Raw genomic sequence first — 25,156 nt, 5'->3', positions numbered from 1 at the left:
GCCTTCTCAGATTCTGACCCGCTAGTACTCCTGCTGCCGTCTGCCAAAAGCAGCGGCACGAATGCTACCTTCGGAGGTAGCTCGGGCCCCGCTTCGCGGGGCCCATTGGCGTTTCTAGGGGTGACTCATTGGTCATTGTTGGGTGGCGTTGAGAATGCACGGCGGAATGAAGGTCTACGCCGGGGCGCCGGCGGCTGCCCGACACTACGTGGAGGCCGACCGGGGCCGGGCGGACGACTACTACCTGACCGAGGGCACCGGCCTGGCCCGCCGGTTCACCGCCACCGACGGTCGCGTGACCGAGCTGGCGTCGCTGACCGGCGACACCTACGAGACCTGGGTCGCCGGCCGCGACCCGGCCACCGGCGAGCCGCGGGGGCAGCTGCGCGGCGACGAGCACGCCGTCCGCTTCGCCGAGGTGGTGGTCAACGGCCCGAAGACGTGGTCGCTGGCCGCCGCGTTGCACCCGGACATCGCGTCGGCGTACGAGGCGGCGCAGGACCGCGCCGCCGAGCAGATCATCGCCTGGCTGTCGGAGCACGCCACCACGCGGGTCGGGCCGCGGGGCGGGCAGGTGCAGGTGCCGCTGGAGGTGCTGGAGGCGGCGACGGTGCGGCATTACACCTCGCGGGCGGAGGACCCGCACTGGCACCTGCATCTGCAGTTCGTGTCCCGGGTGTTCGCGGCGGGGAAATGGCGGGGGCTGCACACCGTCGGGGTCCGGGATTTCCTGGGCGCGATCAACGGGATGGGACATGCCGCGATGGCGTGTGACCCGGAGTTGAACGCCGCCTTCGCCGCGCACGGTTACCGGAAGGACGGTACGGGAGAAATACGGGAACTGTCCGAGTACGCGGGGCCGTTCAGTGCGCGGCATGCGCAGATCGCCCGGAATGTGGACCGCTACGAACGGGATTGGGCCGCGGCGCATCCCGGTGAATCCCCCGGGCCGGTGCTGCGCCGGGCGTGGGACGCCCGGGCGTGGGCCGACGGCCGCCCGGACAAGGTCACTGCCCAGCCCGGTGTCGGGCTGGCCGAACGCTGGCGGGCCGAGCTGTCCACCCTCGGCTACCGCGACCCGGGCAAGCCGGTCGACCTGGCGCCCACCCTGGTCGGGGCCCTCGATCGAGACGAGCTGGTGCAGCGCGCGCTGACCCGGATCGGAGCGGCACGGTCGGCGTGGAACGCCGCCGACATCCGGGGCGAGGCCGAGCGGCTGATCGCCGCCGCAGGCGTCGTCGCCGACGCCGCGGTGCGCATCGAGCTGGCCGAAGACCTCACCGCCCGCGCCCTGCAGCGCTGCACGCCGCTGCTGGACCGCGACGGGGTACCCGAACACATCCGCGCCTGGACCTCGCAGGCGGTCCTCGACGTCGAAGCCGACCTGGCCACCCGGCTCGCCACCCGCGCCGCATCGGACACCGACCTGGTACCCCCGGTCGAGGGCGCGGCCGCCGCCGGCGGGCTGGATGCCGGCCAGGCCACGGCGGTGGCCGCGCTCGCCGGCGACCGGCCCCTGATAGTGGTCGAGGGCGCCGCGGGGGCGGGCAAGACCACCACCCTCGCCGCCACGCGTGTCCTGCTCGAGGCGCAAGGCCGCCGGCTCGTGGTGGTCACCCCCACGCGCAAGGCGGCCAAGGTGGCCGCCGGCGAGGTGGGGACGGCCGCCGGGTCGGCCGCGTCCCTGGCCTTCCAGCACGGCTGGCGCTGGAACGACGAGGGGCGTTGGACCCGGCTCACCGCCGGCCAGGTCGACCCGGTGACCGGCGGTGTCTACGCCGGGCCGAGCGAGGCCGCCCGGCTGCGGCCCGGGGATCTGCTGCTCATAGACGAGGCCGGGATGCTCGACCAGGACACCGCCCGCGCCCTGCTCACGGTCGCCGACGAGTGCCAGGTCCGGGTGGCGCTGCTCGGCGACCGACATCAGCTCTCCGCGGTCGGTCGCGGCGGCGTCCTGGACCTCGCCATCGCCCAAGCCGACCCCGCGGCAACCCTGACCCTGGACGCGGTGCACCGCTTCACCCGAACCGACGAGGAGGGCCGTACAACACCCGACACCGGCTACGCCGAGCTGACCCTGGCCATGCGCACCGGCGAGGACCCCGGGAAGGTGTTCGACGCCCTCCTCGCCCGCGGCCAGATCCAGCTGCATCCCGACGCCGCCGCGCTGCAGGAGGCACTGGCCGCCACCGCCGCCGAGTCCTATGCCGACGGCCGACCGGTGGCCGTGGTGGTGGACACCCGCGAACAGGCCGCCGAACTCAACAACGCCATCCGCGAACGGCTGGCCGTCGCCGGCCGGGTCGATGACCGGACGGTGGCCATCACCGGGGCCGGGGAGCGGATCGGCGCCGGGGACCGGATCGCCACCCGCCGCAACGACCGCCACCTCGACGTCGCCAACCGCGACGTCTGGGTGGTCACCGCCGTCGGCCGCCGCGGCGGGCTGCTCGTCACCCCCGCTGTCACCCCCACCGGCACCGGCCCCGGGAACGGGTCCGGCGGTGTCACCCCTGCCGGCCCAGGGACCCGGATACTGCCCGCCGACTACGTCACCGAGCACGTCGAGCTCGCCTACGCCACCACCGCGTACGGCGTGCAGGGCGAGACCGTTACGGCGTCGCACGTGGTGGTCGGCGAGCACACCGGCGCCTCCTCCGCCTACGTCGGGATGACCCGCGGCCGAACGGCGAACATCGCCCACCTCCTCGCCGCCGACGCCGACGACGCCCGGGAGCAGTGGATCGCGGTCTTCGCCCGCGACCGCGCCGACCTCGGCCCCGCGTACGCCGCCCAGCTCGCCGCCGCCGAGGCCGCCCGCTACGCCCCATCCCGACCGCTGGAGCAGGTGCTGGCCGAGCTGCGCACGGCGTGGACGGGCGAGCAGCGCTGCATTCAGCGACTCGCCTACTGGGAGCCGCAGCGCGACGCGCTGCGCGAAGTCGTCGCGCTCGAAGCCCCGCACGCCGGCGAACTGGCCCACCTCCAGGCCGCCCGTGAGCAGACGGCGAGCACCGCCGAACAGGCCAAGCAGCACGCCGCAGCCAGCGGCGCGGCCGTCACCGCCCACGCGGACGAGGCCCGCGACACGATGCTCGCTCGCTGGGTCGGCGAACGGAGCGCCGCCCGCGCGGCGGCAAGGACCGTGGGCGACGGTCCCGGCCGGCTTGGGCTCCGGCGGGCCGCGGTCGCGCAGGCCGGCGAGCAGCTCACCGACTGGGCCGACCGGTGGCGGCCCCACGTGCCGTCCCTGCCCACCGACCCGAAGAACCTCGCCCCGGTTGCCAGCTGGTTCGACGACCGGCCCGCCCTGTGGACGGCGCTCAACGCCTCCGCCCACCGGGCCGCCGAAGACGCTCATCCCGAGCACGCGCAGCTCCGCGCCGCGGCCGACGCCGCCCGGCACGCGGCGGAGCAGGCCCGGCGCGCACTGGCCGAGGCCACCCGGCGGCGGGATGAGCGGCTCGACCCGTTCGGGCACGTGGCCTGGACTTCCGACCCGGCCGGCCGGCTCGCCGACCTCGGCCGCGATATCGCCACCACCCGCCAGGAGCTCACCGACGCCCGGACGCGCATCGCGACCCTCACCGCCGAGCCGGCTCTCCGCGCCCAGCCGCCCGACCGGCTCGATCGCGAACGCGAGGCCTGGCGCACACGGCGCGCGGCGGGCCCCAACCAGCCCAGGCCGGCGAGTTTGCGGCCGACCGCCCCGGTCCCGGCCGTTCCACGCCCCGAGGCGGAACGCCTCGGGGCATCCCTCGCCCGGCGTGGCAGCGCCCCAGGCATCGGCTGATGAGCAGGGTGCCTCCGCCATCGACCGCGCGGTCTGCCAGTCGGAGCAGGAGGACAACTGGAGGTTTTCGGAAGCATCTGGCGGTCGGCTGTCAGTACGAGCTCCGAATCGGCGCCTTCTCAGGTGACGGAGCCAGTCCACCCGCCCAGACCGGAGGCAGCCATGCCCGACCATCCCGCCAGCCGCGAGCCCGAACTGCTCACCATCACCGAAGCCGCCGAGCTCCTCCGCGCCCCCGTCGCCACCCTGCGGTACTGGCGCCACCTCGGCATCGGCCCCCGCAGCTTCCGCCTCGGCCGCCGCGTCCTCTACCGCTGCGACGACCTCCGGAGCTGGATCGACGCCCAGCACGATCAGATCGCCCCAGGCCCGGGGAGCCGGCGGTGAGCTGCCCACTCGCCAGCGCGGGCAGCAGTCCACAGAATGCGGTCAACCCACCCGAGACGCAGGCGACTGACGGCAAGCTGGCTCTGCAGATGTTCGCGTCAGCGGTAAAGCCCCTCGTGTGCACGCCGCGGCCGGGGCTCGAGGAGAGGCAGGTAGTCGGCGATGGTGTCGATCGCGAGAAGACCTGACGGCACGTACCGGCCGCGCTACCGGGATGAGCACGGTAAGGAGCACGCTCGCCACTTCAAGCGCAAGGTCGATGCGCAGCGGTGGCTCGACGAGGTCACCGCGGCCGTGCAAACCGGCACCTACGTCGATCCGACGCGGGGAAAGCTGACGGTGGGTGGGCTGGCCGACGTCTGGCTCGCCGGGAAGATCAACCTCAAGCCCACGTCCCGGGCTCGCTATGCCGACGTCCTGCGGACCCACGTCCTCCCGCGCTGGGGTGACGTCGCACTGATCCGGGTGACCCACGGCGACGTCCAGGCCTGGCTGTCCGAGCTCTCCGGCCGCGGGCTGGCCGGGGCCTCGGTCCGCAAGGCGCAGGGCGTCCTGTCCGGCATCCTCGGGCTTGCGGTGCGCGACCGGCGCCTGGCCGTCAACCCCGCGCTCGGCGTGGCCCTGCCCCCGATGCAGGAGAAGCGCCGCCGGTACCTGACCGCCGAGCAGCTGGAAGCGCTCGCCGCCGCCGCCGGGCCCGGCCGTGCCGCCGTCCTGGTGCTCGGCTACTGCGGGCTGCGCTGGTCGGAACTGGCGGCGCTGCGGGTGCGGCACTTCGACCTGCTGCGCCGGCGGGTGCTCGTCGAGGAGGCGGTCACCGAGGTCGACGGCTCCCGCCTGGTGTGGGGCACCCCCAAAACCCACGGCCGCCGCTCGGTGCCGCTGCCGCGGTTCCTCGTCGACGAACTCGCCCGGACGGTGGTGACCCGCCCCGCGGACGAGCTGGCCTTCCCCTCGCCGCAGGGCGCGGTGCTGCGCAACCGGAACGCCCGGTCCGCCTGGTTCGACGCCGCGGCCCGGGCCATCGGGGAGCCCGGGCTCACGCCGCACGAACTCCGGCACACCGCGGCCTCGCTGGCGATCAAGGCCGGGGCGAACGTCAAGGCGGTACAGCGGATGCTCGGGCACGCCTCGGCGGCCATGACCCTGGACCGCTACGCCGACCTGTTCGACGACGACCTGGACGACGTGGCCGACCGGCTGGACGCGCTGCGGGCCGCGGCCCGCGGACGAGTTGCGGACTTTTTGCGGACTGAGACCCCTTTGGAGGGCTCGACGGAGCCCCCGACGGAGGTGAAGCCGCAGGTCAGCGGAGTGGAGACGAGGGGAATCGAACCCCTAACCCCCGCCTTGCAAAGGCGGTGCTCTGCCAATTGAGCTACGTCCCCGGGTGGCCCCGAGGGGCCGGGTGGTTCAGCGGGTCGGCGTGCTGACCGCTCCCGGCCCGCTGGTGGCCTCGTGCCACAGGTCGGCCTCGGTGCGGCCCGCGGTGCGTTTCCGGACCGCGGCCAGGGCCCCGGCTGCGACGGCGGCGAGCGCCAGCTTCTTCAGCACGTGGAGAACCTCCTCAAGCGCTTCGCCCGCCGCGGAGGCGACGACCGGAGGAGCGCGGAACCGACGTTCCGACACACGGGTGGGCCTGGGAGGACTTGAACCTCCGGCCTCATCCTTATCAGGGATGCGCTCTAACCGCCTGAGCTACAGGCCCGTGAACCTCGAACAGCGTACCTGGCCCCGGCCCTGCCCCGACGAGGGGGTCACCTGGTCCGTCGAGCGGAGCCCCGAGTGTCGCGGGGAAGGGCCGGCAGGCGTGGAGCAGGAACGGAACCCCGAGGGACGGGTCCCCGCCGGCCGGGGACGACCGGCAGCCGGAGTGGCTCCGTCGCGGGGGGCCGGAGGGCCTCCCGACGGGGACATGGGCAACGGCTCAGCACCAGACGGGAACGGCACCTGCCGCGGTCCGGTCTGCAGGGTCGTCCCGAGTGGGGCCCGGAGGGTCCCGCGCAGGGACGACGGACACGCTCAGCGCCACAGGGGCACGGCAATTGGCCGCGGTGCGATCCGGAGGATCGCAGTGTTTCAGTCCCGCTCGGAGAGGGTGACCTCCAGGCCGCCGACGAGGTCGGAGCACAGGTTGTAGATGAAGGTCCCCACCGTGCACAGGGCGGTCAGCAGGACGACGTTGATCGCACCGATGACCGCGGCGCCCCAGAAGATGACGCCGGGCGTGAGCACGTCACCGCTGCTCTCGGCACCCGATGCGCTGCCGATCTGCCCGAACAGGTCGTTGACGGCCTCGAAGACGCCGAGGCCGTTCAGCACCAGGTACAGCAGGCCGACCGCGACCATCCAGATGAAGAAGAGGGCGATCGACAGCACCAGCGAAATCTTCAGCGCCGACCAGGTGTCGATGTGCCGCAGCTGGAGGCGCGCCCGCCGCGGACCACGGCCGGCCTGCCGGCCGCGGGCCGGCTTGGTGGCCGACGTGGGTCCGGTGGCCGGTCCGGTCGCTTCGGTGGCGGGCTTCGCTGCCGAGGCGGTTCCACCGGCCGCGGGTGAGCCGGGTGCGGGCACCGGCGGGGGAGCCGCAGCAGCCGGCGGGGCGCCGGCGGCGGGCTGCGCCGGCGACGCGCCGGTCTGCGGGCCGAGTGGCTGCGGGACCACCGGGGCGGCGCCGGTGCCGGGGCCCTGGGCCCGCTGGCTGCCGGTCGCCGGGATGGCCTGCGTCGTGGAGGCGTCCCCAGCGGTGGGGGCACCCTCGGCGGAGGCCCCGTCCCCGGTCCACGAGTCGGTACGCACCGAACCCTGCGTCCGGTCGCTCATACCAGTCTCCCGTTCCCCAGCGGCGGAGCCGCTCCCTCGTACCCCGGCTCCGCGGCGGCCTGCAGCCACCGCGGAGCCATGGTCGCGTGCCTGACTAACCACTCACCCTAGGCCGCGGGCTCGTCGTTGTCCGTCGTACGCGCGATTGCCACGATGCTGACGTCCTCCGGCAAGTTCATGAGCTTGACACCCATCGTGGCGCGGTCCTTGTTGTGCCGCACCCCGTTGACCGGCGTCCGGATGACGCCACCGCCGGAGGTGATGGCGTACAGCTCGTCGCCGAGCGTCACCGACAGCGCGCCGACGAGCGCACCCTTGCGCGCCTTCGGGTCGGCGGTGAGAACGCCCTTGCCGCCGCGGCCCTGGTTCGGGTAGTTCTCGATCCCGGTCCGCTTGGCGAACCCGCGCTCGGTGGCCACGAGCACGTCGACGCCCTCCTGCACCACCATGAGGGACAGCAGGCGGTCGTCCTCGGACAACGCGATGCCGCGGACACCCTCCGTGGCCCGGCCCATGGGACGCAGCGCGGTGTCGTCGGCGGTGAATCGGATCGACATGGCCTTGCGGGTCACCAGCAGCAGGTCGGACGCGTTGTCGATCAGCGCCGCCCCGACCAGCTCGTCGCCATCCCGGAGGTTGATGGCGATCACGCCGCCCTGGCGCGGGGAGTCGAAGTCGGTCAGCCGGGTCTTCTTGACCTGACCCTTGGCCGTGGCGAGCACCAGGTACGGCGCGACGCGGTAGTCCTTGATCTGCATGACCTGGGCGATCTTCTCGTCCGGCTGGAACGCCAGGATGTTCGCCACGTGCTGGCCCCGGGCGGTCCGGTTGGCCTCCGGCAGCTCGTAGGCCTTCGACCGGTAGACCCGGCCCTTGTTCGTGAAGAACAGGATCCAGTCGTGGGTCGAGCCCACGAAGAAGTGGTCGACGATGTCGTCCTGCTTGAGCTGTGCTCCCATCACGCCCTTGCCGCCACGGCGCTGCGAGCGGTAGAGGTCGCTCTTCGTCCGCTTGGCGTACCCGGTGCGGGTGATGGTGACGACGACCTCCTCCTCCGCGATGAGGTCCTCCATCGACACGTCACCGTCGTTGGCGACGAACTGGGTGCGCCGGTCGTCGCCGTACTTCTCCACGATCTCGGCGAGCTCGTCGTGGATGATCTGCCGCTGCCGCTCCGGCGAGGCGAGGATCGCCTGCAGCTCGGCGATCTCCAGCTCGATCTCGGCCAGCTGGTCCAGGATCCGCTGCCGCTCCAGGGCGGCGAGCCGGCGCAGCTGCATGTCCAGGATCGCGGTCGCCTGGATCTCGTCGATGTCCAGGAGCTCCATGAGACCGCCGCGGGCGGCGTCGGCGGACTCGCTGTTGCGGATCAACGTGATGACCGCGTCCAGCTGGTCCAGCGCCTTGGCGTAGCCGCGCAGGATGTGCGCGCGCTCCTCGGCCTTGCGCAGCCGGTACCGGGTGCGCCGCTGGATGACCTCGATCTGGTGGTTCACGTACTCGCGCACGAGCTCGTCCAGGCGCAGCGTCCGCGGGACGCCGTCGACGATGGAGAGCATGTTGCAGCCGAATGTCGTCTGCAGCTGGGTGTGCTTGTAGAGGTTGTTCAGCACGACCTTGGCGACGGCGTCACGGCGCAGCGTGAACACCAGGCGGCGGCCGACGCGGTCGCTGGACTCGTCGGCGATCTCGCTGATGCCCTGCAGCCGGCCGTCCTTGACCGCCTCGGCGATCGACTCGGCCAGGTTGTCCGGGTTGACCTGGTAGGGCAGCTCCGTGCAGACCAGCTGGACCCGGCCGCGCGCGTCCTCCTCCACGGTGACGACGGCGCGCATGCGCACCGAGCCGCGGCCGGTGCGGTAGGCGTCCTCGATGCCCTCTCGGCCGACGATCAGGCCGTAGGTGGGGAAGTCGGGGCCCTTGATCCGCTCCATGCAGGCGGTGAGGGCTTCCTCGGGCTCCGCGTCGGGGTGGTCGAGCACCCAGAAGACGGCGGCCGCCACCTCCCGCAGGTTGTGCGGCGGCATGTTCGTGGCCATGCCGACGGCGATGCCGGCCGAGCCGTTGATCAGCAGGTTCGGGATGCGCCCGGGCAGGACCAGCGGTTCCTGGTTCTTGCCGTCGTAGTTGGGCTGGAAGTCGACGGTCTCCTCGTCGATGTTGGCCAGCATCTCCATGGCCAGCGGCGTCAGTCGTGCCTCTGTGTAACGCATCGCTGCCGCAGGGTCATTGCCCGGGGAGCCGAAGTTGCCCTGGCCGTCGACCAGCGGGTAGCGCATCGACCACGGCTGGGCCAGCCGCACGAGGGCGTCGTAGATCGAGGTGTCGCCGTGCGGGTGGTAGTTACCCATCACCTCACCGACGACGCGGGCGCACTTGACGTAGCTGCGGTCGGGGCGGAAGCCCTGGTCGTACATGGCGTAGAGCACCCGGCGGTGCACCGGCTTGAGGCCGTCGCGGACCTCGGGCAGCGCCCGGCCGACGATGACGCTCATCGCGTAGTCGATGTAGCTGCGCTGCATCTCCTGCTGGAGGTCGACCGGTTCGACGCGGTCGCGGGGTGGGGTCTCCGTCACGGTTCAGGTCTCCACAGGTCGGTGCACACCGGTGGATGGATCCACTGCTCACGAGCGTGCGAGTGAGTGGTGGATTCATCCACCGGCCGCCGGAGGCGGTGTGATGAATGGGTCGTCGGCACGGCGGAGCCGGTCCGCTCCCTCACGGGAGTGTGATCAGACGTCGAGGAACCGGACGTCCTTGGCGTTGCGGGTGATGAAGCTGCGGCGGGCCTCGACGTCCTCACCCATGAGCACGCTGAACAGCTGGTCCGCGGTGGCGGCGTCCTCGAGGGTGACCTGCAGCAGGATGCGCGTCTCGGGGTCCATCGTGGTCTCCCACAGCTCCTTGGCGTTCATCTCGCCGAGGCCCTTGAACCGCTGGATCGCGTCGTCCTTGACCTTCCGCCCCGACTCGGCCGCCGTGCGGAGCACGGCGTCCTTCTCGCGGTCCGTGTAGACGTAGTCGTCGGCGTGCTTGCCGCCCCACTTGATCTTGTACAGCGGGGGCTGGGCGAGGTAGACGTGCCCGGCCTCGACCAGCGGCCGCATGAAGCGGAACAGCAGGGTCAGCAGCAGGGTGCGGATGTGCTGGCCGTCGACGTCGGCATCCGCCATCAGGATGATCTTGTGGTAGCGCAGCTTGGACAGGTCGAACTCGTCGTGGATGCCGGTGCCGAACGCGGTGATCATCGACTGGACCTCGTTGTTCTTGAGGACCCGGTCGATGCGCGCCTTCTCGACGTTGATGATCTTCCCGCGGATCGGGAGGATCGCCTGGAACATCGAGTCGCGGCCGGACTTGGCCGAACCGCCGGCCGAGTCACCCTCGACGATGTAGATCTCCGAGGACCGCGGGTCGGTGGAGCGGCAGTCGGCCAGCTTGCCCGGCAGCGAGTTGTTGCTCAGCAGGCTCTTGCGGGCCAGCTTGCGGGCGTCCTGCGCCGCGCGCCGGGCGCGGGCGGCCGACGCGGCCTTGTTGATGATCATCTTGGCCTCGGTGGGGTTGGCCTCGAACCAGTGCCCGATCTGCTCGTTGCAGACCCTCTGCACGAAGCCCTTCACCTCGGTGTTGCCGAGCTTGGTCTTCGTCTGCCCCTCGAACTGCGGGTCGCCGATCTTCACCGAGACGATCGCGGCGAGTCCCTCGCGGATGTCCTCACCCGTGAGCTTCTCGTCCTTGCCCTTGAAGAGCTTCTTCTCCTCGGCGTACCGGTTGACGATCGAGGTCAGTGCCGCACGGAAGCCCTCCTCGTGCGTGCCCCCCTCGTGGGTGTTGATGATGTTCGCGAAGGTGTAGACCGACTCCGAGTAGGCCTCGGACCACTGCATGGCGACGTCGATCGACATGGCCATGTCGTTCTTGCCGGTGCCCTCGGCGGAGAAGCTGACGACCGACTTGTGGATCGGCGACTTCTTCGCGTTGATGTGCGCGACGTAGTCGATGAGGCCGGCGTCGTACCTGTAGGTGACCTCGGTCGGCTCGAAGGCCTCGCCCTCGGCACCGGCCTGCGGTGCGGCCTCGGCGAGGGTGACCTCGTCGGCCATGCCGGACTCGACCTTGCTGTGCCCCGGTCGCTCATCGCGCAGGGTGATCGTCAGGCCCTTGTTGAGGAAGGCCATCTCCTGCAGGCGGCGGTTGATGGTGTCGAACGAGTAGTGCGTCGTCTCGAAGATGTCGCCGTCGGCCCAGAAGGTGATCGCGGTGCCGCGCTTCCTGGTGGGGCCGACCTCCTCCAGCGGGCCCGGCTTGGCATACGCGTAGCTCTGCTTCCACTCGGTCCCGTCGCGCCAGACGTTGACGTCGAGCCGCGTGGAGAGGGCGTTGACGACGGTCACACCGACGCCGTGCAGGCCACCGGAGACGCCGTAGCTCTTGCCGTCGAACTTCCCGCCCGCGTGCAGGACGGTCATGATCACCTCGACGGTGGGCCGCTTCTCGACCGGGTGCATGTCGACCGGGATGCCACGGCCGTTGTCCTCGACCCGGACGCCGCCGTCGGCCAGCAGGGTGACGTGGACCCGGTCCGCGTGACCCGCCAGCGCCTCGTCGACGGAGTTGTCCACGACCTCCCACACCATGTGGTGCAGCCCGCGCTCGCCGGTCGACCCGATGTACATACCGGGGCGCTTCCGGACCGCCTCCAGCCCTTCGAGGACGGTGATGGAGCTGCCGGAGTACGCGTTCTCGATCTGGGGTGCTGCGACCACGTGGGGCCTTCCTCTCGAGCAACCGGCGACCTCGGGCCCCGACTCCGGGGCCGGGGGCAGATCGGCGCAGAACGGCGCTCAGCCGGTTGCTGACGGTTTCCGTCTGCCACGATACCGCGAGGTGTGACAGGAACAGCGCCGTCCACGCCCTGACGTCGTGTCTGCGCCTCTCGCGGGAGCCGCGCCACCACCGCTCTTACCCCCACAGCCGACACGCCGTCATCGGCGCGATGGTGCGGTCGGCCGCGTCGGGCGGCAGTGCCGGGCGGCCCGCAGACTCGGCCGCATGGCCGCACCGGACGTCCCACCCGCTCCTCCACCCGCCTCCGCGCCGCTCACCTGCCTGGTCACCGGCGCCACCGGGTACGTCGGCGGGCGGCTGGTGCCGGCGCTGCTCGCCGCCGGTCACCGGGTCCGGGTCATGAGCCGCTCCCCGGAGCGGCTGCGGGACCACCCCTGGGCCGCGGACGTCGAGGTGGCGCGCGCCGACGCGGGCGACCCGGAGGCGGTGGCCCGGGCCTGCCAGGGCGTGGACGTCGTCTACTACCTGATCCACGCCCTCGGTACGGGGCCGGAGTTCGAGGAGACCGACCGACGCACGGCGACGGTCATGGCCGGGGCGGTGCGTGAGGCCGGTGCCGGCCGGCTGGTCTACCTCGGTGGGCTGGAGCCCGAGGACGAGGCGCTCTCCCCGCACCTGCGCTCCCGCGCCGAGGTCGCGGCGATCCTGCTCGGGTCCGGCGTCCCGACGGTCGTGCTCCGCGCAGCCGTCGTCCTCGGCTCGGGGTCGGCGTCGTTCGAGATGCTGCGGTACCTGACCGAGCGGCTGCCGGTGATGGTCACCCCGCGCTGGGTGCACAGCCGGATCCAGCCGATCGCCATCCGGGACGTGCTGCGCTACCTGGTGGCCTGCGCCCGGCTGCCGGCGGACGTGCACCGCTGCTTCGACATCGGCGGCCCCGACGTCATGAACTACGCCGAGATGATGCAGCGCTACGCCGCGGTGGCCGAGCTGCCGCGGCGCCGCATCCTGCCGGTGCCGATCTTCACGCCGTCGCTGTCGAGCCACTGGGTCGGCCTGATCACCCCGGTGCCCGCGGCGATCGCCCGGCCCCTGGTGGAGTCGCTGCGCAACACGGTGGTCTGCCGCGAGCACGACATCGCGGCGTACGTCCCGGACCCGCCCGAGGGACTGCTGGGCTTCGACGAGGCCGTACGGCTGGCCGTCCAGCGGATCCAGGACTCGGCGGTGACCACGCGCTGGGCGTCGGCGTCGGTGCCCGGTGCGCCGTCGGACCCGCTGCCCACCGATCCCGGCTGGGCCGGCGGCAGCCTCTACGTCGACGACCGGATCCGGCCGACCGCCGCACCACCGGCCGCGGTCTGGGGCGTGATCGAGGGGATCGGCGGGGAACGCGGCTGGTACTCCTGGCCGCTGGCCTGGCGGGTCCGCGGCTGGCTGGACCGGGTGGTGGGCGGGGTGGGCCTGCGCCGGGGCCGGCGGGATCCGAACCGGCTCTACGTCGGCGACGCACTGGACTTCTGGCGGGTCGAGGAGCTCGAGCAGGGTCGGTTGCTGCGGTTGCGGGCCGAGATGCGGCTGCCCGGCCTGGCCTGGCTGGAGTTCCACGTGGAACACGACCCGGTCACCGGCGGCGCCCTGGTCCGCCAGCGGGCGACCTTCGCTCCCCGGGGACTGGTCGGCCACCTCTACTGGTGGGCGGTCGCCGCCTTCCACGGGTTCGTGTTCGGCGGCATGCTCCGCGGGATCGCGCGCGCCGCCGAGCGACGCGACTGACCGGGCGTCCCGCCGTCCTGGCTCACCACGTGGGGTCCTGACCCGAAAATGACTGGGGTACGGGCGAACGGAACCGACGGCTCGGCCTTGGGGCTGCGCCGAGTCGGGGACGGGCGAACGCTTGTGGGGTTAGGCGGCTGGGGTGAGGGTGACGGTGTAGCCGAGGGCTTCGAGCTGGTGAACGTGAGCGCGGCGTCGCCGGTCGGGGTCGGTTCGTTTGGCGTGGAAGTCCGAGCCGAGGTCGACGAATCGGGCGTCGGGATCAGACAGCAGATGCCAGATGATCACCAGCATGGAGCGGCCGACGGCGACCATGGCCTTCTTCCCGCCGCGGCGGCGGGCCAGGCGGCGATATCGCTCACCGAGGAAGGTGTCGGTCTTCGCCGCGCCGGCGACGGCCTCGCCGATGACTTTGGCCAGGTAGCGGTTTCCGTGGCCGGTGCTGCCGGCGCCCTTCTTCTTGCCGGCCGATTCCTTGGTGCCGGGGGCGAAGCGGGCCCAGGCGCACAGGTGCCCGTCGGTGGGGAACCGACTCATGTCCAGGCCGATCTCGGCCAGGATTGCGCTGGCGGCGACGCGGCCGATGCCGGGGATCTCATCGAGCTTCGCCACCGCGTCGGTGAAAGGGGCGACCATCTCCTCGATCATCACCTCGAGCTCGGCGATGTCGGCTGAGAGGCCGTCGATGCGGGCCAGCATCGTGGTCAGCAGCCGGGCGTGGTGATCGGTGAAGTAGCCGGTGAACGCCTCTTCCAGGTCGGTGAGCTTGGCGCGCATCCGGCCCCGGGCCAGCGCGGCGAGCACCTTGGGGTCGCGGGTGCCGGCGATCAGCGCGGCCAGCATGTCCCGCCCGGAGGCGCCGAAGATGTCGCTGGCCACCACCGACAGCTTGATCTGTGCGTCTTCGAGCAGCTTCTCCACCCGCTGCTTCTCCGCGGTGCGCACCTCGACCAGATCGGCGCGGTAGCGGGTGACATCGCGCAGCCGGCGGATCTTCGGCGGAGGCACGAAGCTGGGCCGCAGCATGCCGCGCTCGGCCAGCTTGGCCAGCCACACCGCGTCCAGCTTGTCGGTCTTGGGCCGGCCGGGCAGGTGCTTGACGTCGCGGGCGTTGACCAGCTTCGGGTTCAATCCGCGGGCCTCGAGCAGGTAGTACGGCGGCTTCCAGTAGTCGCTGGTGGCCTCCATGACCACCTCGCTGACGCCCAGCCCGGCCAGCCGGTCGGCCATCACCAGCAGTGAGCGGGTCATCGTGCGATAGGTGACCACCTCCTGCATCCGCTTGCCCGGCCGGGTCGGATGCGGCACCCGCACACAGCACACCAGCTCGGCCTTGCCGATATCCAGCGCCGCCACCCGGGCGACGATCTCCTCGACCTGTTGATCTTCCTGAAGCACCATGACCTCCTCGCTCTCACCGACCCCTCGGGGGGCCGCCCGCGAGGACTGCTGGGCAGGACGAGCAATCTGATCCGCGTGCTCGAAGCGACAAGGAAGCGCCCACGGCGCAGCCCTCGGCACCCTGCTGGCTCACGACCTCCCACGATCAGGGACAACCGGCGTCGGCGGGCGACCCGACACACATTTTCAGCGCGGAACGCGCGGCCGCCAAGGCCAAGGATGCTGGCTCACCGTCGACCGTGAGCCAGGACCCTTGGTGACCAGGTCACCTGATCATCAGCGGGGTCAGACGAGTAGCTGGGCGGCGGCCAGCTCACGGTAGAGCGGGCTGCTGTCCACCAGCTCCGCGTGCGTGCCACGGGCGACGACCCGGCCCTGGTCCAGCACGACGATCTCGTCGCTGTCGAGGACCGTGGACAGCCGGTGGGCGACGACGAGCAGCGTCCGGCCGGCCGACGCCGCCGCCAGTGTCTCCCGCAGCAGGCTCTCGTTGCGCGCGTCCAGGCTGGCGGTGGGCTCGTCGAGCAGCAGCAGCTCCGGGCGGGCGAGCAGCGAGCGGGCGATGGCCAGGCGCTGGCGCTCCCCGCCGGAGAGCAGCACGCCCTCGTCACCGACCGCGACGTCGAGGCCGCGAGGAGAGCGCCGGACGACCTCGGTGAGACCGACGTCGGCGAGGACCGCCCACAGCTCCGGATCGGTGGCGTCGGGGCGGGTGAGGAGCAGGTTGTCCCGCACCGTCCCCGCCAGGACGGGGGCCTCCTGCTCGACGTAGCCGAGCCGGGCGCGCAGCGCGGCCCGCGGCAGCTCGCGCACGTCGGTCCCGGCCCAGCGGATCGTGCCCGAGTCGACCGGGTAGAACCCCTCGATCAGCGCCAGGACGGTCGACTTGCCCGCTCCCGAGGGGCCGACCAGGGCGACCCGGCTGCGTGGGGCGATCCGGAGGGAGACGCCGCGGAGCACCGGCGTCCCGTCCGGGTAGCTGAACGAGACGTCCTCGAGCTCGAGCAGCGGTGCCGCGCCCGGCCGGGCGGTCGGGGCGACGCCGGCGGGACGCTCCGGCTGCTCGTCCTGCTCCGGGTCCAGCCCGAGCACCTCCTGGATCCGGGTGAGCGCGCCGAGGCCGGTCTGCAGCTGCGTCCACGCGCCGATCAGCTGCCCGAGCGGCATGACCAGCAGGAACAGGTACAGGATGAAGGCGACCAGGTCGGCGACGCCGATCGAGCCACTGGCCACCCGGTACCCGCCGACCCCGAGCACCGCCAGGAACGCGCCCTGGACGGCTATCGATCCGGCCGGTGAGACCAGCGCCTCCCGCCGCGCGACCTGCACGCCCGCGGCGTAGGCCCGTTCCGCGCTGGCCCCGACGGCGGCCGCCTCGCGGGTGGTCGCGCCGCTGGCCCGGATCGTCCGCACCGCGGACAGGGCGCGCTCCACCGCCGCGGTCATCGCGCCCACCTCCTCCTGGGCGCGCTGGGACATCCGTCGCACGCCGCGCGAGGCGAGGACGGCGGTGGAGGCGCCGATCGCGACGGCGACCACCGTCAGCAGGAGCAGCCAGACGTCCACCACCGCCATGGCGACGAGGGCGCCGACCCCGACCACCACCGATCCGGCGACCTCCACCACCCCGGCGGTGACCGTCGCCCGCAGCAGCGTGGTGTCCGAGCCCACGCGGGACATCAGGTCACCGGTGCGGCGGCGGTCGTACTCCGCCACCGGCAGGCGCAGCAGCCGGTCGGTCAAGGCCAGCCGGGTGGTGAGGACGAAGCCCTCGGCGGTGCGCTGGAGGACGAACTGCTGCAGCGCGCGGAGCGCGGACGACACCAGGAGGACGACGACGAGCAGGCCGACCGCGGGGAGCAGCGGCTCCCCCGCACCCACCACCTCGATGACGTGCGCGACCAGCGCCGGCTGGGCCAGCGCAGCCGCCGCCCCCACCAGCGACAGGCCGGCGGCCACCAGCAGCGCGCGGCGGTGCGGGCGCAGCAGCGGGAGGAGGTCCCGCAGACCGGCGGCCGCCGGCGCGGCCGGTTCCCCGGGCGCGACCGGGGCGGTCACCGGCCCGGCGTCAGGCGACGGTGAGGGCACCGACGAGCGCCGTCAGCAGGCGGGCGTGGTGCTCCAGCAGCTGCGGCCGGTGCCCGTCGGGCCGCACCGCCGCCACGTGCCCCACACCCGACCAGAACTCGTCGCCGTCGTCGGTGCCCAGCAGCAGGCCGTGCACGGCCGGGTCCTGGACGAGCCGGCGCAGCTGCGGGCTGTCCTCGGCGGCCAGCAGCAGCCAGCGGGCGTCGAACGCCGGGTCGCCGCTGGGCATCGGCAGCAGTCCGCCGGTGCCGTGCCGCCAGAACCGGGCGGGGCTGAGCCGGAAACCCGGCACGGCACCCAGCATCGGGACGGCGGTGATCGCGTACTCGGGGACGACGTACCGGCCCGACGCGTAGACGACGTCGAACGCGACCAGATCCAGGGTGCCGGCGCGGCCGCGCAGCACGTTCGCTGCCCGGTGGTCCTTGGTGGCGCGCACCGGTGAGCTCGCGATCAGGTCGGCGAGGACGGCGTCCTGCGGAGCGGTGCCGTCGGAGACGGTCCACCCCTGCTGCAGCGCCCACCCCTGGGCGCCGACCGGATCGCCCTCGTAGCGGAACACCCGCTGGGCGATGGTCGGTTCGCGCCGGCGGCGGCCGAACAGGCCGCCCCCGCGGGCCGGCGCCTGAGCCGGTGGCGGGAACCCCTGAGCCGTCGGCGGAGCGTCCTGTGGAGCCGCGTCCTGCGGCCCGGCGGCGTTTTGCGGCCCGGCGGCGTCCTGCGGCGGCGGGACCGGGCGCTGCGGGGTGGCCGGGGGCAGGTCCCAACCCGGCGGCTGCCAGGCCTGGCCGGGCACCGGCTCGTCCCGGGGCTGCTTCCGCCGGTCGGCGAAGTTGGGGCGGTCCTCGTCGTCGCCGGGGGCACCGTCGCCGAGGTGCGGAGGCTCGCGCCAGCCGCCGCCGCCGTCGTCGTCGAATCCGTCCCGGTCACCGTCGCGGGGGCTGCTCATGCCCTCATCGTCCTCCCCGGCGCCGACCCTGTGCGGCCGGGCGCCTCATCCGTAGGTGTCGCGGGGCCCCCGCCCGCGCACCGAGCGCGGGCCCTTCTTCCAGCTCGGGGCCGTCGGACCGACAACGCGCAACCGCGTCACGACGTCCCCGCCGACCTGCGCATGCAGCTTGCCCAGGATCGAGGGGGCGAGCAGTCGCAGCTGGGTGGCCCACGCCGTGGACTCGGCGACGACGAGGAGTTCCCCCTCGGACAGCGTCTCCGGGCGGCAGTGGGAGGCGATGTCCGGGCCGACGATCGCGTCCCACCGGCCGAACACCGACCCCACCAAGGTCTGCGAGGACCAGTCCTGCTGACTGACCAGCGAGTCCACCAGCCGGCCCAGCGGCTGCGGGTCGTCGGCGCCGGGTCCCGGACCGCTCCAGGCACGCTTCGGGCCGGCGATCCGGCGGCGGGTCGGCTTCGGGCGGGCGGCCGACGCCGCGCGCGCCGCCTCCAGGGCGGCACGGGCGATGTCGCTGGGCCGCGCCGGGCGCTCCTCGCTCACGGGCCCTCCTCGCTGGCGCTCGTCGGCCGCGTTCGCGACGCTGCTGTGCCCCTTGGTGAGCTCGCACGCTCGCTCACGGGCCCTCCTCGCTGGCGCTCGTCGGCCGCGTTCGCGACGCTGCTGTGCCCCTTGGTGAGCTCGCACGCTCGCTCACGACGGCTCCCCGTTCCCGGCCGGGACGGCGTCCTTGACCACCAGCGCCATCCCGTTCCCCACCTCGACGCGGGTCGACCGCAGCTCGGCCGGCACGTCGTCGATCACCGCCGCCGTGATCAGCGTCTGCTCGGCCGACCGGGCGACGGCGGCCAGCGCGGCCCGCCGCTCGGTATCGAGGGTGGCGAAGACGTCGTCGAGGACCAGGATCGGATCCTCGCCGTCGGTCCGCAGCAGCGCGAAGGTGGCCAGCTTGAGCGCGAGCGCCAGCGACCACGACTCCCCGTGGCTGGCGAAGCCCTTCGCCGGCGCCGGACCGAGGTGGATGACCAGGTCGTCGCGGTGCGGCCCGACCAGCGTCATGCCCCGGTCCAGCTCGTCGCCGCGGCGCTCGGCGACCCGGGCGCGCATCGCCTCGGTGAGCTCGGCCACCGTCGGCAGCTCGGCGCCGGCGACCAGGGCCGCGCCGTCGCCGGCGAGCGGCACGGTCGAGCTGTAGCCGAGCCCCGCCACGGCGGCACCGTCACCGGCGACGCCGGCGTAGGACTCGCCGACGTAGGGCGCGAGGTCGGCGACGAGCCGGAGCCGGGCGGCCAGGAGCTGACCGCCGAGGTCGGTCAGGTGCCCGTCCCAGACGTCCAGGGTCTCCACGGCCTTGCCGCGGGCGAGCCGGGCGGTCTTCAGCAGTGCGTTGCGCTGCTTGAGCACCCGCTCGTAGTCGCTGCGGACCCCCGCCAGCCGCGGGGTCCGGGTGGCGAGCAGCTCGTCGAGGAAGCGGCGCCGCTCGGTGGGGTCGCCGCGGACCAGGGCGAGGTCCTCGGGTGCGAACAGCACGGTGCGCACCAGGCCCAGCAGTTCCCGCGGGCGGGGCAGGGGGCCGCGGTTGACCCGCACCCGGTTGGCCCTCCCGGGGTTGATCTCGACCTCGACGAGCAGCTCCCGGTCACCACGGCGGAGGGCGGCACGCACCACCGCCTGCGCGGCGCCGTGCCGCACCAGCGGCGCGTCGCCGGACACCCGGTGGCTGCTCATGGTGGCGAGGTAGCCGACGGCCTCGACGAGGTTGGTCTTGCCCTCCCCGTTGCGGCCGACGAAGACGGTCGGCCCCGGGGGCAGGCCCAGGTCCACCCGCTCCCAGCTGCGGAAGGAGCCGACCTGGAGGTGCCTGAGGTACACCTCAGGCCGTCCCGGGTCCGGTCACGCGGGCCGCTCGGCCTCCTGCGCCTGGACGGCGCGCACCGCGTGCCCGCCGAACTGGTTGCGCAGCGCGGCGACCGCCTTCATCGTCGGCGAGTCGTCCTGGCGGGAGGAGAAGCGGGCGAACAGCGAGGCGGCGATGGTCGGCACGGGGACGGCGTTCTCGATCGCCTGCTCGACGGTCCAGCGGCCCTCGCCGGAGTCCTCGGCGTAGCCGCTGATCCCGTCGAGCTCCGGGTCCTCGTCCAGCGCCCGGACCAGCAGGTCGAGCAGCCAGGACCGGATGACCGTGCCCTGGGTCCAAGACGCGATGACGCCCGGGACGTCCTCGACGAGGTCGACGGCGGCCAGCAGCTCGTAGCCCTCGCCGTAGGCCTGCATCAGCGCGTACTCGATGCCGTTGTGGACCATCTTGCTGAAGTGGCCGGCGCCCACCGGCCCGGCGTGCACGAACCCGGCGCCCGGCATCTCCTGCCCGGACTCGTCGTGCGGTGCCGGCGGCTTGAGGGCGTCGAAGATCGGCTGTGCCTTGGCGACGTCCTCCTTGGTGCCGCCGACCATCAGGGCGTAGCCGTTCTCCAGGCCCCAGACACCGCCGGAGACGCCGGCGTCGATGTAGCCGATGCCCTTCTCGCGCATCATGACGTCGTGCACCTGGTCGTCGGTGTACTTGGAGTTGCCGCCGTCGATGACGACGTCGCCCGGGCTGAGCAGTTCGGCCAGCTCCTTGACGGTCGCCTTCGTCGGATCACCCGAGGGCACCATGACCCAGACCACCCGTGGTGCGCTCAGCGCCTCCACCAGCTCCGGCAGGCTCTCCACGTCGCGCTTGCCCGGCGCGCGGTCGTAGCCCACGACCTCGTGACCGGCGCGGCGCAGCCGCTCGGCCATGTTGCCGCCCATCTTGCCCAGCCCGATCAGCCCCAGCTGCACGATCCCGCCCTTCGTCGTCGTGGTCATGCTCGTGGTGGTCCTGCTCATCGTGCTCGCCGGGGGGAAGTCTCGCCTTCCGGGCCCGGTGACGTGGACGTTCGCCCGATCAACCCGGCAGCCGCACCGGCATGATCAGGTACCGGTAGCTGCCGGGGGGCGCGGCCGGGGCCGCCGGCTTGTCGTCGTCGGTCGACGGCTCGTCGACGCCGGATAGCACCGCGGGCTTGAGCGGGCTGGTGAAGTCCATCCGCGCGTGGTCGGTGTGCACGGCGGCGAGCCCGTCGAGCAGGAATGTCGGGTTGAAGCCGATGGTCAGCGGCTCGCCCTCGAAGTCGACGTCGCAGCGCTCCTCGGCCTGGCCCTCGTCGTCGCTGCCCCCGGCCCGGAGGGTGACCTGACCGGGGGTGAACTCGCAGCGCAGCGGCGTACCGCGCTCGGCGACCAGCGCGACCCGCTTGGCGGCGTCGGTGAACAGGCCGACCGGCAGCGTGGCGTTGGCCAGCGACTCGTTGGGCATGATCGCGCGGTACTTCACGAACTCGGCGTCGAGCAGCCGCGTCGTCGTCCGACGGTCCTTGCCGGACAGGCCCAGGATGCCCTCACCGGAGCTGCCCGAGGACAACGACAACGTGATCTCCGGGCCGCTGGTCAGCGTCTTGGCCGCCTCGGCGAGCGTGCGGGCGGGCACGAGCACGGCCGCCGACAGGCCGGAGGTCTCCGGCCGCCAGGTGAACTCGCGGACGGCGAGGCGGTAGCGGTCGGTGGCGGCCAGCGTGATCCGGTCGTCGTCGATCTCCAGGCGGACACCGGTGAGCATCGGGAGCGTGTCGTCGCGGCCGGCGGCGATGGCGACCTGTGCCACCGCCTCGGCGAAGACGTCGCTGTCGACGATGCCCGCGGCGGACGGCATCGACGGCAGGGAGGGGTAGTCCTCGACCGGCAGGGTCGGCAGGCTGAAGCGCGCGTTGCTGCAGGTGATGGCCAGGCGCGGGCCCTCGGCGGTGATCTCGACCGGGTGCGGGGGCAGCGCCCGGGTGATCTCGGCGAGCAGCCGGCCCGGGACGAGCACGCGACCGCTCTCGCTGGTCTGGACGTCGACCTCGGCGCGTGCCGACACCTCGTAGTCGAAGCCGGAGACCGACAGCAGGTTCCCGTCGGCCTCGAGCAGGATGCCCGCCAGGACCGGCACCGACGGCCGCGGGGGCAGGCTGCGCGCCGTCCAGGCGACGGCGTCGGCGAGCACCTCACGTGCCACCCGGAACTTCATCTCTCGACCCACCCATGTTCGGTCCGTTCCCGTGATCACCCGAGGGGTGACCGGTGCGGGCCCGGAGCTCGTGTTCGACGTGCAGCGGAGCGCGACGGCCCCGGTGCGGTGCTCATCGTGCCTGTTGCAGTGCCCCGTGGGGAAACCCCGGTCCCTCGATGGGTTCGGCGCTCCTGCTGCCGACCGTTCGGAAGCCCTGCCGGCGCAGCGTCCCCACCCAGGGTGTGGTTCAAGAATCTCTCGAGATAACTCCCTCATCCTCGTCATCACACGTGTGGAAGGTGGGGAACGAGCTCCTTTCCGCAGGTCAGCGGCCGAGTGGGGCTGTTGGCCCGTTGTGGGCGGTCAGCGTCCTCCTGTTGTCGACACGTGGACAGATCGACGGTTGTGCACCGGAGCGCGCGTCGGTCCACCTGCTGTCCCCTGTCTCTCCCCGTGGCGTCCCCAGGGGCGCCGGCCGTGCGCCGTGCCCGGCGGCCCGGTGCTCGACCGGGGGCGTGGTCCGATGGTGTTCGCGCAGGTCAGCCGGGAGGCGCGGCTGTTCCGGCGCGGGTGGGTGCAGCGGGCGGCGTCCCGGATGTGGTGGCCGCCGATCGGTCGCACGCGACTTTCCCCCAAGCTGTGCACATTCCTGGGGACAACTTCTCGATCTGTCGACGTCGACCGTCCCCGCCCCGGCGGGCGGCGGGCGCAGAACCGGCGATTCCGTCGTCCCCAGGGATCCACACAGGTGTGGACAACGACTTGTCGACCGGTGCGGGGCGTCGGCCGGCGCCCGTCCGGACGGTGATCGGCCCGGCTGCGCACCGTCACGGCAACCCCGCCATCCCGGAGGCTTCCGAAGAGGGTCGGAAAGGGCGCGCAGAAGACCGAGGGAGGGCGCATGGCCCCGGCAGGGCCGTGGCGACGGCGCAGGAGGAGCCGGGACGGCAGCGAGCCGCGGTGGACCGATCGCGGGGCCCGGAGGGCTCCCGATCGGGACATGGGCAGCGGCTCAATGCACCAGGGGAACGGCACGTGGCCGCGGGGCGGTCCGGAGGACCGCAATGTCACTGCCGGGCGCGGCTCTTGATCCGTGCGGTCAGCTCGGTGACCTGCGTGTACGTGGCCCGTCGCTCGCTCATCAGGTTGGTGATCTTCTTGACGGCGTGCATGACCGTGGTGTGGTCCTTGCCGCCGAAGGAGGCCCCGATCCGCGGCAGGGACAGCTCGGTGAGCTCCCGGCACAGGTACATCGCGATCTGCCGGGCGTTGACCAGCGTCCGGCTGCGGTTGGTGCCCTGCAGCTCCTCCATCGTCACGGAGAAGTACTCCGCCGTGGCGGCCATGATGATCGCGGCGGTGATCTGCGGGCCCTGCTCGTCGCTGATCAGGTCCTTGAGCACCAGCTCGGCGAGGGGCAGGTCAACCTGCTGCTTGTTGAGGCTGGCGAACGCGGTGACCCGGATGAGCGCACCTTCCAGCTCGCGGATGTTCGTCTGCACCTTGCTGGCGATGAACTCCAGCACCGGGTCGGGCACCTGCAGCCGCTCGCCCCAGGCCTTCTTCCGCAGGATCGCGATGCGGGTCTCCAGGTCCGGCGCCTGGACGTCGGTGATGAGACCCCACTCGAACCGGGTGCGCAGCCGGTCCTCCAGCGTCGTCAGCTTCTTCGGCGGACGGTCGGAGGTGATCACGATCTGCTTGCTGGCGTTGTGCAGCGTGTTGAAGGTGTGGAAGAACTCCTCCTGCGTGCGCTCGGCGCGCTCGAGGAACTGGATGTCGTCGATCAGCAGGAAGTCGATGTCCCGGTAGCGCCGGCGGAAGTCCTCGGCCCGGCCGGAGTGCACCAGGTTGATGAACTCGTTGGTGAACTCCTCGGTGCTCACGTACCGCACCCGCACGTTGGGGAACATCCGCGCGGCGTAGTGGCCGATCGCGTGCAGCAGGTGTGTCTTGCCCAGCCCGGACTCCCCGTAGATGAACAGCGGGTTGTAGGCGCGGGCCGGCGCCTCGGCCACGGCCACGGCCGCGGCGTGGGCGAACCGGTTGCTGTTGCCGATGACGAAGGAGTCGAAGACGTACTTGGAGTTCAGGCCGGGGTCCAGCCCGGCCGGCCGGCCGGACTCCGGTCGGCGGGGACGGGCGCCGGAGCCACCACCGGATCGGCGCTGTTCGCTCGCCGACGCGTCGACGTCGAAGGGCAGCACGTCGGCGCTGCGGTCGTCCCCGCCACCCCAGTCGCGGCCACCGGAGCCGGCGCCGAAGTCGCTGGTGCCGCTCCCCCACGTGGTGCTCCAGTCCTCGGGGGCGCCCCGGTCCACGGGCGGACGCTGCGGCCCGTCGGCCGGGTGCAGCTCGCGCACCGGGGGGAAGTCCGCGGGTGCCGGCCGCTCCGCGGTGGCATGGCGGTCCCAGGGCGCGGCGGTTCCCACGACGTCGGTGCGCACCCCGAAGGCGCTGCGGCCGTCGTCGGCCCGGTCCCGGGTGGCGCGGTCCTCCTCGGCGCGCTGCGCCTCGGCTGCCGACCACGGCCGGCGGACCGGCTCGTCGTCGCGGGAATCCGCCGGCGGTGCGACCGGTGCGTCCTCGAGCTGCACGGCGACGCGGATGTCCCGGCCGAACTGCTCCGACAGCGCCTCGGCCAGCACCCGGCGCATCCGGGACTCGAGCACGGTCTGGGTGAACTCGTTGGGCGCGGCGAGCACCGCGGTGTCCTCGACCAGGCCCAGCGGCCGGGTGAGGTTCAGCATCGCGTTCTGCTGCGGGGAGAGGCTGGTCGCCAGCCGCTCGCGGATCTGGTCCCAGACCGTCGCCAGGTCCAGCGTGGCATCGGCCATGCCGTGTCGTCCTCCCCATGCAGTCGACCCCGCGGCCGCTCCCGGCACCTTCGTACCGGCCTTCCCGTGGACCACGGGCCATCCACCGGTGGATGCCCCGGTTGTGGACACACGCACGCATGTGTTCCACATCGGTGTCCACAGGCTGTGCACGGCCGGCAGGATGGTGCGCCGGCCCCGCGCATGGCTGCGGCCGCGACAGCATCTCTGCTGGTCACAGCACGGATCGGGCGGCT

General features: G+C 72.7%; 15 protein-coding genes, 2 tRNA genes and 1 pseudogene. 4 read left to right on the top strand and 14 right to left on the bottom strand.

What is annotated here, in order from left to right; all coding sequences use genetic code 11:
* Positions 1 to 166 precede the first annotated feature (166 nt).
* The 3 genes and pseudogenes from mobF to BLASA_RS23860 all read left to right on the top strand — a co-directional run.
* Complete coding sequence (gene mobF / locus BLASA_RS00090) at positions 167 to 3,793, top strand: MobF family relaxase (RefSeq protein ID WP_014373941.1); 3,627 nt, start codon at positions 167 to 169, stop codon at positions 3,791 to 3,793.
* Positions 3,794 to 3,955: 162 nt separating this feature from the next.
* On the top strand, positions 3,956 to 4,180 hold the full coding sequence (locus BLASA_RS00085; RefSeq protein ID WP_014373940.1) for a helix-turn-helix domain-containing protein: 225 nt from the start codon (positions 3,956 to 3,958) through the stop codon (positions 4,178 to 4,180).
* Positions 4,181 to 4,342: 162 nt separating this feature from the next.
* Positions 4,343 to 5,290: pseudogene (locus tag BLASA_RS23860) on the top strand (tyrosine-type recombinase/integrase); the annotation flags it as partial.
* Positions 5,291 to 5,495: 205 nt separating this feature from the next.
* Here the strand turns inward: BLASA_RS23860 and BLASA_RS00070 are convergent.
* The 6 genes from BLASA_RS00070 to gyrB all read right to left on the bottom strand — a co-directional run bounded on the left by BLASA_RS00070 (position 5,496) and on the right by gyrB (position 11,769).
* Positions 5,496 to 5,568, bottom strand: a tRNA-Ala gene (locus BLASA_RS00070).
* A 25-nt stretch (positions 5,569 to 5,593) separates the two neighbouring features.
* Positions 5,594 to 5,734, bottom strand: a complete 141-nt coding sequence (locus tag BLASA_RS24690) for a DLW-39 family protein (protein ID WP_014373938.1) — start codon at positions 5,732 to 5,734, stop codon at positions 5,594 to 5,596.
* Positions 5,735 to 5,814: 80 nt separating this feature from the next.
* Positions 5,815 to 5,888 (bottom strand) — tRNA-Ile (locus BLASA_RS00065).
* A gap of 371 nt (positions 5,889 to 6,259) precedes the next feature.
* On the bottom strand, positions 6,260 to 7,003 hold the full coding sequence (locus BLASA_RS00060) for a DUF3566 domain-containing protein (RefSeq protein ID WP_014373937.1): 744 nt from the start codon (positions 7,001 to 7,003) through the stop codon (positions 6,260 to 6,262).
* A gap of 107 nt (positions 7,004 to 7,110) precedes the next feature.
* Positions 7,111 to 9,579, bottom strand: coding sequence for a DNA gyrase subunit A (gyrA, locus tag BLASA_RS00055; RefSeq protein WP_014373936.1), 2,469 nt, complete (start codon positions 9,577 to 9,579; stop codon positions 7,111 to 7,113).
* Between the two features lie 156 nt (positions 9,580 to 9,735).
* Positions 9,736 to 11,769 (bottom strand): DNA topoisomerase (ATP-hydrolyzing) subunit B, encoded by a 2,034-nt coding sequence (gyrB, locus tag BLASA_RS00050; protein ID WP_014373935.1) that lies wholly within the window; start codon positions 11,767 to 11,769, stop codon positions 9,736 to 9,738.
* 286 nt (positions 11,770 to 12,055) lie between these two features.
* Between gyrB and BLASA_RS00045 the strand changes: the two genes are divergently transcribed.
* Complete coding sequence (locus BLASA_RS00045) at positions 12,056 to 13,567, top strand: SDR family oxidoreductase (protein WP_014373934.1); 1,512 nt, start codon at positions 12,056 to 12,058, stop codon at positions 13,565 to 13,567.
* Between the two features lie 129 nt (positions 13,568 to 13,696).
* On the opposite strand, the gene BLASA_RS00040 is transcribed toward BLASA_RS00045, so the two are convergent.
* The 8 genes from BLASA_RS00040 to dnaA all read right to left on the bottom strand — a co-directional run bounded on the left by BLASA_RS00040 (position 13,697) and on the right by dnaA (position 24,920).
* Entirely contained in the window at positions 13,697 to 14,968 is a 1,272-nt protein-coding gene (locus BLASA_RS00040) for an IS110 family transposase (protein ID WP_014373933.1), read from the bottom strand.
* Positions 14,969 to 15,253: 285 nt separating this feature from the next.
* The gene (locus tag BLASA_RS00035; protein WP_014373932.1) at positions 15,254 to 17,026 is read right to left on the bottom strand and encodes an ABC transporter ATP-binding protein; all 1,773 of its coding nucleotides are present in this window, start codon (positions 17,024 to 17,026) and stop codon (positions 15,254 to 15,256) included.
* Positions 17,027 to 17,036: 10 nt separating this feature from the next.
* Positions 17,037 to 18,005, bottom strand: a complete 969-nt coding sequence (locus BLASA_RS00030; RefSeq protein WP_014373931.1) for a hypothetical protein — start codon at positions 18,003 to 18,005, stop codon at positions 17,037 to 17,039.
* A 45-nt stretch (positions 18,006 to 18,050) separates the two neighbouring features.
* Positions 18,051 to 18,551 (bottom strand): DUF721 domain-containing protein, encoded by a 501-nt coding sequence (locus BLASA_RS00025; protein WP_014373930.1) that lies wholly within the window; start codon positions 18,549 to 18,551, stop codon positions 18,051 to 18,053.
* A 150-nt stretch (positions 18,552 to 18,701) separates the two neighbouring features.
* Positions 18,702 to 19,880 (bottom strand): DNA replication/repair protein RecF, encoded by a 1,179-nt coding sequence (gene recF / locus BLASA_RS00020; protein WP_014373929.1) that lies wholly within the window; start codon positions 19,878 to 19,880, stop codon positions 18,702 to 18,704.
* Positions 19,881 to 19,901: 21 nt separating this feature from the next.
* Positions 19,902 to 20,861, bottom strand: a complete 960-nt coding sequence (gene gnd, locus BLASA_RS00015) for a phosphogluconate dehydrogenase (NAD(+)-dependent, decarboxylating) (RefSeq protein ID WP_014373928.1) — start codon at positions 20,859 to 20,861, stop codon at positions 19,902 to 19,904.
* Positions 20,862 to 20,940: 79 nt separating this feature from the next.
* Entirely contained in the window at positions 20,941 to 22,101 is a 1,161-nt protein-coding gene (gene dnaN / locus BLASA_RS00010; protein WP_014373927.1) for a DNA polymerase III subunit beta, read from the bottom strand.
* A 1,049-nt stretch (positions 22,102 to 23,150) separates the two neighbouring features.
* Positions 23,151 to 24,920: a chromosomal replication initiator protein DnaA gene (gene dnaA / locus BLASA_RS00005; RefSeq protein WP_014373925.1), complete on the bottom strand. Its 1,770-nt coding sequence runs from the start codon at positions 24,918 to 24,920 to the stop codon at positions 23,151 to 23,153.
* Positions 24,921 to 25,156: the final 236 nt, after the last annotated feature.

The sequence above is a fragment of the Blastococcus saxobsidens DD2 genome, from assembly GCF_000284015.1.
GTDB classification, from domain to species: Bacteria; Actinomycetota; Actinomycetes; order Mycobacteriales; family Geodermatophilaceae; genus Blastococcus; species Blastococcus saxobsidens_A.
The sequence above is the reverse complement of the archived record's forward strand: the minus strand, read 5'-3'. Positions and strand labels throughout refer to the sequence as shown.

Coding starts and splice junctions, on each gene's coding strand:
- BLASA_RS00060 (WP_014373937.1), bottom strand. CDS start 7,003: ATGAGCGACCGGACGCAGGGTTCGGTGCGTACCGACTCGTGGACCGGG.
- gnd (WP_014373928.1), bottom strand. CDS start 20,861: ATGACCACGACGACGAAGGGCGGGATCGTGCAGCTGGGGCTGATCGGG.
- BLASA_RS00045 (WP_014373934.1), top strand. CDS start 12,056: ATGGCCGCACCGGACGTCCCACCCGCTCCTCCACCCGCCTCCGCGCCG.
- BLASA_RS00040 (WP_014373933.1), bottom strand. CDS start 14,968: ATGGTGCTTCAGGAAGATCAACAGGTCGAGGAGATCGTCGCCCGGGTG.
- dnaA (WP_014373925.1), bottom strand. CDS start 24,920: ATGGCCGATGCCACGCTGGACCTGGCGACGGTCTGGGACCAGATCCGC.
- dnaN (WP_014373927.1), bottom strand. CDS start 22,101: ATGAAGTTCCGGGTGGCACGTGAGGTGCTCGCCGACGCCGTCGCCTGG.
- BLASA_RS00030 (WP_014373931.1), bottom strand. CDS start 18,005: ATGAGCAGCCCCCGCGACGGTGACCGGGACGGATTCGACGACGACGGC.
- BLASA_RS00085 (WP_014373940.1), top strand. CDS start 3,956: ATGCCCGACCATCCCGCCAGCCGCGAGCCCGAACTGCTCACCATCACC.
- mobF (WP_014373941.1), top strand. CDS start 167: ATGAAGGTCTACGCCGGGGCGCCGGCGGCTGCCCGACACTACGTGGAG.